Consider the following 11,567-nt stretch of genomic DNA (forward strand, 5'->3'; position numbering starts at 1 on the left):
GTCAAGGTTTCATGGATTTGAGGCATCTTTTGAATCACTTTGCCAAAAACTTAACAAAAATAAACGAGGACAGCCACTGTCCCAACCCTGGAGAATAACAACAATGAGTAAGAAAATCTTACGTCGTGCGGGCTTTCTGGCCGCAACCCTGGCCGCCGGGATTTTTGCCGGTGCTCAGGCTGCTGAACCGATCAAAATCGGCTCTTTCCTCTCTGTAACCGGCCCGGCATCTTTTCTGGGTGATCCGGAACTAAAAACCCTGGAAATGTACGTTGAGCGGATCAATCAATCCGGTGGTGTGCTGGGTCGTCCATTACAGCTGATTCATTATGATGATGCCGGTGATGCTTCCGCAGCCCGTAACTTTGCCAGCCGTCTGGTGCGTTCGGATCGCGGGTTGACATCATTGTGGGTGGCAGTACCACAGGTGCAACCATGGCTGCTGTGCCACTGATCGAACAGGCACGTACACCTTTCATTTCCCTGGCGGGTGCGGTGGTTATCACTGATCCGGTCAAGCCTTGGGTATTTAAAACCCCTCAATCAGACCGTGCTGCTGCCCAGCGTGTGCTGCAGGATATGAAAAAACGCGGTCTGACCAAAGTTGGCTTGATCTCCGGTACCGATGGTTTTGGTCGTTCCGGTCGGGAACAAACCCTGGCTATTGCCGGTGGTATGGGTGTGGAAATTGTGGCGGATGTGACTTACAGCCCCACGGATACCGATATGAGTGCCCAGCTGACCCGTATCCGTAATACGCCCGGTGTACAAGCAGTGTTCAACTTCGGTTTTGGACAGTCTCCAGCGATTGTGACGCGCAACTATTCCCAGCTGGGTATTGGTCTGCCGTTTTATCAGTCTCACGGTGTCGCATCTGATCGCTTCCTGGAGCTGGTCGGTAGTGCCGGTGAAGGCCTGCGTCTGCCTGCTTCTCCTTTGCTGGTGCCTGACTCCCTGCCAGACAGTGATCCACAAAAAGCCGTGGTACAAGCCTACAAATCGGCCTATGAGCAGCGCTGGAACACTCAGGTGTCCACCTTTGGTGGTTATGCCTTTGACGGTTTGATGCTGGCTGTGGAAGCCATCGAAAAAGCCGGTTCCACCGATCGTGAGGCGGTTCGTAAGGCACTGGAAAGCATCCAGGGTTATGTGGGCGTTACTGGTGTTTTCAACATGTCTCCCAAGGATCATAACGGTTTGGGTGCTGATTCCTTCCGTATTCTGGAAGTGAAAAACGGCAAGTGGACACTGATCGACTGATTTAACTTCATTAACCTGCCAATCGGTTTGTGGGAGTGCCTTTGCGGGCGCTCCCCAGCAGGCCGGTTATCGACGGGATTTTAACCATGCTTGCAGAATTTATTCAGTACCTGTTTACCGGTATTACTATCGGTGCGACCTATGCCCTGGTGGCTCTGGGTTTTACTCTCATCTATAACGCCAGTCACGTGATCAACTTTGCTCAGGGTGAATTCCTGATGATCGGTGGTATGGCCACTGTGTCACTGGTGGGAATGGGATTCCCTATGCCTGTCGCCATAGTATTGGCCGTTCTGCTGGCTGGTATTCTCGGTGTTGCTCTGCAACGTTTTGCCATTGCACCGGCCAAACAGGCTGACGTGGTGACGCTGATCATTATCACCATTGGTGCATCCATATTTATCCGTGGTGTTTCCCAGCTGGTCTGGGGCAAGGAATACCACGTGATGCAGAACTTCTCCAGCAATGAACCCGTCCACCTGTTTGGTGCGGTATTAAACAGCCAGAGTTTCTGGGTTGTTGGTATTGGTGCCCTGCTGGTGGTGGCGCTGGTGCTGTTTTTTACCCGCACCCTGATCGGCAAGGCGATTCTGGCTACCTCCATGAACAAGGATGCCGCTCGTTTGGTGGGTATCCGTACCCAGATGGTATTGATGCTGGCATTTATGCTGTCCGCACTGCTTGGCTCAATGGCCGGTATTGTGGTTGCTCCCATCACCTTCACCGCTTATGACATCGGCATCATGCTGGGTCTGAAAGGTTTTGTGGCTGCTGCGCTGGGTGGTTTCGGCAGTGGTGTGGGTGCCGTGGTGGGTGGTTTGTTGCTGGGTGTGGTGGAAGCCATGACCGCCGGTTACATCTCCTCTGACTATAAAGATGCGGTAGCCTTCTCGATGATCCTGCTGGTGCTGTTCTTTATGCCTCGGGGTCTGTTCGGCAGCCGTGTTGTGGAGCGTGTCTGATGCTGAACAAGTTTATGCAAATGCGCCTCAGGGGATTGGTCATTCTGGCGGTGATCATCCTGATCCTGCCAATGTTTATGAGTAATCCCTTCCACTATGACATGGCAACACAGATTGCCATCATTGCCGCCACCGTGGTGGGGCTGAACCTGCTGGTGGGTTTTGCCGGGCAGATCAGCCTGGGGCATGCTGGTTTTTTTGGCATTGGTGCCTACTTCAGTGCGGTGCTGACCAGCAGTTACAACTGGTCCCCGGTGCCAACACTAATCCTTGCTGCGGTGGTGGTGGGTGTCATTGCCTGGGTGGTCGGTCGACCCATCCTTAAACTGAAAGGTCATTACCTGTCGATGGCAACTCTGGCAATGGGTTTTATCATTGCCATTATCATCAACAACGAAGGCTGGCTGACCGGTGGTCCGGATGGTATGCCGGTAGCCCCCATGAGCATTTTTGGCTGGGAGTTGAGTTCTTTTAACAGTTATTCCCTGCTGGGCATGGATATTAGTGGTTATGTTGCTTGGTACTTTTTTGCCGGGGTGCTGTTATTGCTGGCGGTATGGCTGGCGCAGAACATCATTGATTCCCCGATTGGACGTGCACTGCGCTCGGTACATGGCTCGGAGGTGGCGGCTCGTGTTGTGGGTGTGGATACCGCCCGTTATAAAAGCCTGGTATTTGTGATTTCTGCGGTTTACGCCAGTGTGATGGGTAGTGTTTATGCCCACTTCACCGGTTTTATCACACCTGCGATTGCGAGCTTTGAACACTCGATTGTACTCATCACCATGGTGGTGCTGGGTGGTATGGCCTCAACCTTTGGGGTGATTCTGGGTGCAGCGGTACTGAAACTACTGCCGCAGGTGCTGGCGGATTTTCAGGAATTGGAAATGATGATGTTTGGTCTGATCCTGATGCTGACCATGATTTTTATGCCCAAGGGTTTGTTACCCACCATCCAGAAACTGATTGCTAAACGAGCACGTAAAAAATCGGAGGATCAGGCATGAGTGCGTTAATTGAAGTCACCGGCCTGGATAAAGCCTTTGGTGGTGTTCATGCCGTGGAAGGACTGAGTTTTTCTGTGGATGCCGGTCAGATTTATTCGGTGATTGGCCCCAACGGTGCAGGTAAAACCACCTTGTTTAACCTGATTACCGGTATTTACACCCCAACCAAGGGTGGCATCAAGTTAAACGGTGAAAATGTGGTGGGTATGGAGTCGAATCAGCTGGCTGAACGGGGCATGTGCCGTACCTTTCAGCAGATGCAGATCTGTATGAACATGACCGCACTGGAAAACGTCATGCTGGGTCGCCACCTGCAATTAAAAAGCAGCCTGCTGACCACCCTGTTGCGCCTGCCTTCACTGTTAAAAGATGAAGATGACTGCCGTGATCATGCCATCGAACTGATGAAGTTTGTTGGTTGTGGTGAATACATCCACAGTGATGCCTCGGCCATGTCCTACGGTGCACTCAAACGCCTGGAAATCGCTCGTGCACTGGCTGCCAACCCCAAAGTGGTTCTGCTGGATGAACCGGCTGCCGGTTTGAATGGTACAGAAACCGCTGCACTGGAAGAGTTGATCAAAAAAGTCGCAGCCCAGGGTATCACCGTGGTGCTGGTTGAACATGATATGAAGCTGGTGATGGGGATTTCTGATCGTCTGCTGGTACTGAATTATGGTCGCAAACTGGCTGAAGGTACCCCGGAAGAAATCCGCAATAACCCAGATGTTATTGCTGCCTATCTGGGCGGCTGAGTGTGGAGGCAAAAGAGATGACGCAAGAACAGAATCAGGTTGCGCCTGCCCGCTCTCGCAGTGAGCAGGTCATCCGTACCATCGTTCGTGAGCACCAGGGTTTATGGCGGATTATTGATCTGCTGGATCAGCTGGAACAGGACATGAACATTAATGCCACACAGCCGGATGAACTGCTGTTTGGCACCATTTTTGACTATATAGAGCACTTTTCCAACCGGGTGCACAGCCAGCCGACTGAAATCCGCCTGTACAAGCTGCTGCGAGAAAAATGCCCGGATACCAGTGAGCTGCTGGACAAGCTGGAAAAAGGTTATGTAGTGGGGCATCAGCGTCTGCAGGAACTGCGGCAACTGCTGCGTGAATGCATGATCAACGGCGGATCGTGGCTACGTGCTGGAAACTGGAGAAGTGGTACTGCAGGGCAGCGGCAAAGAACTGCTCAGCAACGAAAAAGTCCGTGAGGCGTATCTGGGGATGTAATCTCCTTTACCTGGCGGAAAATAAAAAAGCGCTGCAACCTGTGATGGCTGCAGCGCTTTCGCCAGCTCATCCAGAAAGTTTCTGTTAAACACAAATGACGGTTTTTTTCCATAAAATCAGCAGGAAAGGGCTTGCTGGGGAGCAGTCACATGCAGAGCGCTGCTTGCAATGGCATCAAAACTGAACCACTATGACATCATTATTGATGATCGATAGGTGCTGTATGAGAACCACAGTAAGCATTGATGATGCCTTGTATGAACTGGCTCTTGAAGTAGCTGATCCAGCCATGGACAAAGCTGATCTCTTCCGTGAAGCCATCAAAACCTTTGTGAGAATCCAGTCTGCCAAGCGACTGGCTGCGTTGGGGGGGGGAACTCAACCCGATATGCAAGCCATTCCCCGTCGTCATGGAAATGACCAGCAATGAAAGCTGTTCTGGTTGACACTTCGGTATGGGTTGATCATTTCAGGCATTACAATACTGCGCTGGTAGATCTGTTGTTACTGTCATCTGCTCTGATATCGCCCGGTGTTGAGCTGTGGACACTAGACAAGCGATTAGATGCTTTGGCAGACCGATTTAATATCAAACACATTCCTGTATTGCATTAACTCATCCGCGGAATATCGGGTGTTGTATCAAAACTGAAAAGGCCATCGGATCAGTGATCCAATGGCCTTTTTTAATCAACTCTGGTCGGAGTGAAAGGATTCGAACCTTCGACCCCTGCCTCCCGAAGACAGTGCTCTACCAAGCTGAGCTACACTCCGACACGTTGCATATCATAGCGTTTTAGCTTTGATATGCAAGCAGTTTTTCTGAAGTGATGACTAGGCAGAGAGGCGTCCAATCAGGTTGCGCTGGTCGATTCTGACTTCGGTTAATTCAACCTGAATGCGATCTGTCAGGCGGTACTGAACCTGATCCTTGATCATGATCCAGCCGTGTTCGGCATCACAATTTATTTCTTCTTTAACAGGATGCAGGGTGGAGGCGGGTACAAATACTACAGCACCATTGGCCAGCAGTTTGGCACGTAGGCCACCCCGGTTGATGCTGATGATTTCAGCATCAAAACGTTCGCCGGTTTTTTCTGCCAGAAAACGGGCATACAACCAGTCTTTAACATCCCGCTCGGCCATACGGTTGATTTTACGTGCTGCGGTCAGTTGTTCGGTTAGCACTTCATCCAGTGGATGGGGTGTTTCACCGGCCAGTACCGCTTTGATCAAACGATGATTGATCATGTCACCGTATTTACGGATGGGTGAAGTCCAGGTGGCGTATTGTTGAAAACCCAGTCCAAAGTGAGGGCCGGGTTTTGCAGAAAGTAATGAAAAACCCTGATGTTTACGCAAGCGTGAATCCAACCAGCCGGAAGGCAGGTCATCCAGCGCCAGACGCAGGTGGCGAAAGCCCAGCAGGGTATCCAGGTTTTCCGCACTAAAGGCTTCTTCGTGGTAAGTCAGTCCTTGCTCTTCAATCAGCTTGAGGGCATTAGCGACTTTTTCTGGATCAAATCCCTGATGCACGTTGTAAATGCCCTGACCAATTTTTTCAGCCAAAAAGTCAGCGGCACAAACGTTAGCCAGCAGCATGGCTTCTTCCACAATCTTGTGGGCAACACGGCGTTCTTCCACTTCAATATCGATGATTTTGCCATCAGCATTCAGCACAAAACGGTAATCCGGCTGATCCTTGAAGACCAGTGCATTGTCGTGTCGCCATTGCAGGCGGGCAGCAGTCAGAGCTTGCAGGTGTTTCAGATCCCTAGCCAGTTGTTCGCTGCCCGGTTGCCAGTCACCCTGACCTTCCAGCCAGTCAGAAACCTTCTGGTAATCCAGCTTGGCTTTGGATTCGATCCAACCAGCTGTAAAGCTGGGAGTGCCAGTTAAGGCACCAGCGGCATCCAGTTTTAAGGTGGCAACCAGTGATGGGCGGCGCTGGCCTTCCATCAGGGAGCAGAGGTCATCTGACAGCACCTTGGGCAGCATGGTCACGGTGCGGGCGGGTAGGTAAAGGGTAAAAGCACGAGTTTTGGCTTCGATATCTGCGGCACTGCCTTCAGCCACATAAGCGGTGGGATCAGCAATGGCAATTTTTAATGTCCAGCCGCCGTCCGCATCAGCCTGGATTGCCAGGGCATCATCCATGTCTTTGGTGGTGTCACTGTCGATGGTGAAGAAGTGTTCATTGCTCATATCTTCACGCACCAGACTAGCTGGGTCATTCAGTGCCCAGTCTTCTTCAATCACTGGCTGTTCATGCGGCAGATCATGACGTGCCAGAATCACCCACCAGGGGGCGTAGTGGTCATTGTTTTTGGCAATGAGTTGGGTGATTTCAACAAAAAAACTGTTGTCATTGGGTTTTAACGGATGACGCTCCAGAAAGGCTACCACCCAGTCGCCGTCCTCTAACGAGGCTTCATCCAGCCCTTTAACTGCTTTACCTTTTAAGGGTTGTTTGATGCTGGGATGATCCGGCACGACTGCCAGTTTGCCCTGCACCTTCTGGATGCGACCGATAAAACGGCTGAGGCTGGCTTCGATCAGCTCTTCGGGTTCAGCACTTTCACGCTTTTCGCCTTTTTTGTCGGTTTCTTCATGCAGCTTGGCGCGTACCAGATCACCGTGCAGCACCTGTTTCATATGGGGTGGTGGTACAAAATAACTTTTGCCGTCGTTGGTTTCCAAAAAACCAAAACCCTTGTCGGTGCCTTTGATGCGACCCTCCGCTCGCGGGGTGGATTCTCGCAGCTGGGATTTGAGCTGGGACAGCAGGGAGTTGTTTTTCAGCAGAGCATTTTGCATTTAAAAAACCTGTCGGACGTCAAAGTAAGGGGCACACTATAACCCCTGAAAGGGTGGTTTCAAGCTGGGATAGATAAAAAAATCCACTTTATTTGGTGTCGGGCACCATGTATTGCTGGATCTGCATCTGGCGTATTTCACTGGAGCTGGGTGCCATAAAGTGACCGTACCACACCGGCCAGGTGCCGATTAAAAAACCGGCAATGGCGATGGAGATGCCCAGAGCCTTGTGTTTTTCCTTGAGGTTAAGCCCGATGATCACAATTACTACACCAATAAAGTGCAGAAAAAAAATGCTGGGAGCCATAGACGAGGATTCCTTGTTGTTGTCAGATGCACTTCACAAGTAAACTGGGATTTTACCCTATTCTGCTTTTTCATTTCAGTATTGGAGTCCGTCATGTTGCATCCTCGCAGTTTTTCTCATCAACAGGCTGAAACTCGACTGGCTGCAGTACAACTGACTTCTGGCCCTGAGTGGTTTGCCAATCGTGATCGGGCGGCGGTTTTGCTGGCACAGGCCGCTGATGCTGGGGCTGAACTGGTGGCCTTGCCGGAATTTTTCCCGATGATCAACCCAGATGTTCCTGCCCGCTTTGTGCTGGCAGAAGAAGATGGTGCCGGTCCCATGCAGGATTTTTTGGCAGGACAGGCACAAAAGCTGGGCATCTGGTTGGTGGGTGGTAGCCTGCCGTTAAACAGTTACTGTGCCGATAAACTGACCAATACCTGTTTGGTGTATGGACCCGATGGTGGTCGCGTGGCACGTTATGACAAGATTCATCTGTTTGGTTTTCAGCAGGGTGAAGAGCGCCATGATGAAGCGGCAACTCTAGTGCCGGGTCATCAGCCGGTGACTTTTGATACGCCATTTGGGCGGGTGGGGCTGGGCATCTGTTACGATTTGCGCTTTCCAGAGTTGTTTCGTCAGCTGGATGCGGTGGATCTGCTGGTTCTACCCTCGGCGTTTACCGTGCCGACGGGTCAGGCACACTGGTCGTTGTTGTTGCGTGCACGAGCGGTGGAAAACCTCTGTTATGTGCTGGCTCCTGCTCAGACTGGCATCCATGCCGGAGGCCGTAAAACCTTTGGTCATACGATGCTGATTGATCCCTGGGGCGAGGTGCTGGATTGCCTACCGGAAGGTGAAGGGGTGGTGAGCGGTGTGTTCAGTGCTGCACGTTTGCAGGAGGTTCGCAGCCAGTTACCGGCGCTGGAGCACAGGCGGCTGTGATAAAAGAAGGAGTGCATCAGAAGGATTTTGGTGGCAACCCGTTGCTGATCCATAGTTCCAGTTGTTCCTTCAGCAGTTGCACCCAGGATTGCTCCAAGTCTCGTTCAGCCGTCAACAGCGTTAGATTATTCTGCTCAATGCTCTTTAATAGCAGTTGAACTTTTTCCGGGCGTTGATGCAGCTCACTCCGGTAACAGCGTGCAAAGTTTTTCCAGTCTAGCTCTCCCTTGGTTAACTGGCGCTTTAGACCGCTGCTAGGTGCGGACTGCTGACACCAGTGGTGAACACCCAACTCATCCTGATCCCAGCCATGCGGCCAGAGATTATCAACCAGTATGCGAATACCGTCCTGTTCTTCAGGGGGTGCGTAGATCCATTTGATGGTTAGCTTGTGTTTCATGTTGAGATCTCTGTTCATTTGCCTGACGCTGGCGCTTGTCTCAGTTAGAATAGGCCACTTTTGTTCTATTCCCTCGGGGGTTCTTTTGTCTGTTTCCTTGCCTGACTGGCTGCGTCCACTCACTTCTCTTTCCGATGATGATCGTGAAACAGGTGAAATTCTAGCTGAATGTCACCTGCCGCAGCTAGCGGATGCTTATATGTTTTTATATCGTGCCTGGCAGGATGGGTCAGCTTTGCCGTTGTTGAACGGTTTGTTGGTGCTGAGTGCCATGCAGCGCTTGCACTGGCTGGAGGCCGCTGAAAGCCAAGCCTGGCAAGCCTGTTTTGCCCTGCGTTTGCAGCAGGTTTGTGCCACTCCGACCATCCTGTTGCAACAGCTGACACAGCAGGGGTTAAGCCCCGCCCGATTAAAGCACCTCCAAATGGCAGACCTATCCAACTGGCAAGAGCCATTATCCGGCGAGCAGGGTTTGTTGAATCTTGATTACCTGTTGCGCCATTTACCAGAGCCATTACAGGTGCGTAAAACTCCACTGGGTTATGCATTGGCGGTGCGTTCTTCCAGTTTTGTGATTTACCGTCAGCCGCTGAATGAAAGAGAAAGCCTGCGTCAGCGGTTCTGGCCGGATGTTGAAGCCACCCTGAATGAATATTGGCAGGTGCATTCTGACAAGGATTGCCGCCAGTTGCTTTACTGGCTGGGTGGGCAGGGGCAGCGTTATGCCTGGCAGCTGGATTTTTTATGGCTGCAACAAGCCAGCGAGGAAGATCGTGAAGTCTGGCACAAAGAACTGCCAGAGGGTTATGAAGCCTACGGTGAACTGCTGGAAACCCGTGACCCGGATGCCGGAATGGATGTGGCGGCCTGGGACTGGGTACGGATGGCGGATCTGGCTCTGGCCGGTTATCTGGCCGGTTACCTGACCCAGGCAGAATGGCGCACCTTTGCACTGGTGGCGGTCTGGTTACTGCGTACTCAGTACGACTCCTGGCAGCAACTGGCAGAAAGTTACCGGCTGGGTTACAGCATCTGGCAAACCCAAACCGAATTTAGTCTCAGCCCAGAGCTGGAACAAACCTGGGCGTTGTTGTTTGAATCTCCTTTTTCACCCATACATCAGTTGGACTGGAATGCCCTGTCGCTGGATCATCCGGATTTTCGTGATGCCATCCAACAGTATTCAGCCGGGTTGGATGATCCCTTGTTGCTGGCGTGTCTGGTTGCCAGCCTGCGGGATGATGCCTGCCTGCTGACTGGTCTGGAACCTCAGGGATTACCCGAAAGCCGCAGCAGCGAAGCGCGGGATTACTTGTTTGCTGGGCTGGATATTCACCCTGATGAAACCCTGACATCCACTCTGGCGCGTTTTTGGCAGCCGGGGCGGGTACACCATTATGACCAACTGGCATTAAACAGCCGAACCGGCAAAAAACCCCTGCTGCCAAGCAATCTGGCTGCCGTGCCGGAAGTCTGGGATGCCTGGTTGGAGCAAACCCCCTTGCTGGCGGATCTGGTAAAACATCCTGCTGGTGTAGTGATGGCGGAAAAATACGCCTTTTATCTGGTCAAGGCGCTGGAAACCGGACACTACCCAGAAGGTGAAATCCGGCAGCTGGCACTGGCCTTAAAAGATTTTTTAAGTTGGCACTATGCTGCAGCCTTGCCACTGTTAAAAGCCTGGCAGGGCTGGGATGAAGTGTTAAGCCTGGGCGGGGAAGAAAAACCTCTGCAATCCGAGCTGAACTGGCATCTGCAAGACCCCGGCAGTCTGTTCCGTTTTCTGCCCTGGAAACGACCCCCGGCACGTTTCACTGAACCGGGAAAACCAGTCAGTGAAGCCGATCTGGCGATTATGAATCTGGTTGGTCCGTTAACCGGCATTCACTGGTCCTGGCCGGAAAAACTACCGGCATGGCCGCGAGAAGAATTAAAAAATCTGTTGCAGGATACCCATTTGTTTCAGGATGGTGATGACCTGAAGGACTTCCTGAATCATCTGCTGCATGCCGGTGATCGGCAGGAGTATTTAATTGCCTTTTCACCCTTCACCTTGAATGCCGCACGGCTGGATGTCGAAATCGACACCCATGAGCAGGAAGAAAGGGATGAAGAACAGGAAGCCTATTATCAGCGCCTGTTACGAGTGAAAAGCAACGCGCTGGGTATTAATGATGTGGATCTCACTGCCTGGGATATGGTGCAGCTGGTGGATCTGGCAGTCGCAGGTTACCAGTTGGACTGGCTGAATGATGAAGAGCTGCAGGAATGGCTGGCACGAGTGCGCCAGTTAATCACTGCGGAATACAACGGCTGGGCAGATTTTTCCCGCGCGTTGCTGGCTGGTTACAACTTCTTTATGAATGAAAGCGAAAACCGGGCAGAGCTGCTGGAGATATTCAGCCAGCGCTTACTCAGCCTGCTGATTGCTGTACCACCTCAAGCCGGACTCTGGTACACCCTGGCCTGGCCGGGTGAACGAGCCAGAGACTGGAACCAGGCCGCCACATCACTCAGCACCACCCGGCGAAGGCTGCATTGAAAAAACCAAATGGAAGGAGGTTGGGCATCAACTGCCAAAAGATGACCCCGCCTTATTCATGAGGCTGTGAATCAGCCTCTCCGAACCGCTGTTTGACCCTGCTGCCA

The 11,567-nt window shown here is 52.0% G+C and carries 11 protein-coding genes, 1 tRNA gene and 1 pseudogene; 9 read left to right on the forward strand and 4 right to left on the reverse strand.

Going from position 1 to position 11,567, the window contains the following annotated elements; translation table 11 throughout:
* The first annotated feature begins 103 nt into the window (after nt 1-103).
* From IBX50_RS12770 to IBX50_RS12800, 7 genes and pseudogenes are all read left to right on the forward strand, one after another.
* Nucleotides 104-454: an ABC transporter substrate-binding protein gene (locus IBX50_RS12770; protein WP_292256397.1), complete on the forward strand. Its 351-nt coding sequence runs from the start codon at nt 104-106 to the stop codon at nt 452-454.
* Nucleotides 436-1,260 (forward strand): ABC transporter substrate-binding protein, encoded by an 825-nt coding sequence (locus IBX50_RS12775; RefSeq protein ID WP_292256399.1) that lies wholly within the window; start codon nt 436-438, stop codon nt 1,258-1,260. Before IBX50_RS12770 ends, IBX50_RS12775 begins: the two co-directional genes overlap by 19 nt.
* A gap of 86 nt (nt 1,261-1,346) precedes the next feature.
* A complete protein-coding gene (locus IBX50_RS12780; RefSeq protein WP_292256400.1) occupies nt 1,347-2,222 on the forward strand; it encodes a branched-chain amino acid ABC transporter permease in 876 nt (291 codons plus the stop codon).
* Nucleotides 2,222-3,229, forward strand: a complete 1,008-nt coding sequence (locus IBX50_RS12785) for a branched-chain amino acid ABC transporter permease (RefSeq protein ID WP_292256402.1) — start codon at nt 2,222-2,224, stop codon at nt 3,227-3,229. Before IBX50_RS12780 ends, IBX50_RS12785 begins: the two co-directional genes overlap by 1 nt.
* Nucleotides 3,226-3,984 (forward strand): ABC transporter ATP-binding protein, encoded by a 759-nt coding sequence (locus IBX50_RS12790; RefSeq protein WP_292256404.1) that lies wholly within the window; start codon nt 3,226-3,228, stop codon nt 3,982-3,984. The genes IBX50_RS12785 and IBX50_RS12790 overlap by 4 nt, the downstream gene beginning before the upstream one ends.
* Before the next feature lie 378 nt (nt 3,985-4,362).
* Nucleotides 4,363-4,467: pseudogene (locus IBX50_RS12795) on the forward strand (ABC transporter ATP-binding protein); the annotation flags it as partial.
* Between the two features lie 223 nt (nt 4,468-4,690).
* On the forward strand, nt 4,691-4,897 hold the full coding sequence (locus IBX50_RS12800; protein ID WP_292256406.1) for a type II toxin-antitoxin system VapB family antitoxin: 207 nt from the start codon (nt 4,691-4,693) through the stop codon (nt 4,895-4,897).
* A gap of 267 nt (nt 4,898-5,164) precedes the next feature.
* Here IBX50_RS12800 and IBX50_RS12805 read toward each other — a convergent pair.
* The 3 genes from IBX50_RS12805 to IBX50_RS12815 all read right to left on the reverse strand — a co-directional run bounded on the left by IBX50_RS12805 (nt 5,165) and on the right by IBX50_RS12815 (nt 7,591).
* A tRNA-Pro gene (locus IBX50_RS12805) sits at nt 5,165-5,241 on the reverse strand.
* A 60-nt stretch (nt 5,242-5,301) separates the two neighbouring features.
* Complete coding sequence (locus IBX50_RS12810) at nt 5,302-7,284, reverse strand: exoribonuclease II (RefSeq protein ID WP_292256408.1); 1,983 nt, start codon at nt 7,282-7,284, stop codon at nt 5,302-5,304.
* 88 nt (nt 7,285-7,372) lie between these two features.
* A complete protein-coding gene (locus IBX50_RS12815) occupies nt 7,373-7,591 on the reverse strand; it encodes a hypothetical protein (protein WP_292256409.1) in 219 nt (72 codons plus the stop codon).
* Between the two features lie 93 nt (nt 7,592-7,684).
* Here IBX50_RS12815 and IBX50_RS12820 point away from each other — a divergent pair, with 93 nt between their 5' ends.
* Nucleotides 7,685-8,518: a carbon-nitrogen hydrolase family protein gene (locus IBX50_RS12820; RefSeq protein ID WP_292256411.1), complete on the forward strand. Its 834-nt coding sequence runs from the start codon at nt 7,685-7,687 to the stop codon at nt 8,516-8,518.
* A gap of 16 nt (nt 8,519-8,534) precedes the next feature.
* On the opposite strand, the gene IBX50_RS12825 is transcribed toward IBX50_RS12820, so the two are convergent.
* Nucleotides 8,535-8,918 (reverse strand): DUF488 domain-containing protein, encoded by a 384-nt coding sequence (locus IBX50_RS12825; RefSeq protein ID WP_292256413.1) that lies wholly within the window; start codon nt 8,916-8,918, stop codon nt 8,535-8,537.
* 85 nt (nt 8,919-9,003) lie between these two features.
* Here IBX50_RS12825 and IBX50_RS12830 point away from each other — a divergent pair, with 85 nt between their 5' ends.
* A complete protein-coding gene (locus IBX50_RS12830) occupies nt 9,004-11,460 on the forward strand; it encodes a YbeU/YbeR family protein (RefSeq protein ID WP_292256415.1) in 2,457 nt (818 codons plus the stop codon).
* Nucleotides 11,461-11,567 lie beyond the last annotated feature (107 nt).

The organism is Marinospirillum sp. (genome assembly GCF_014859565.1).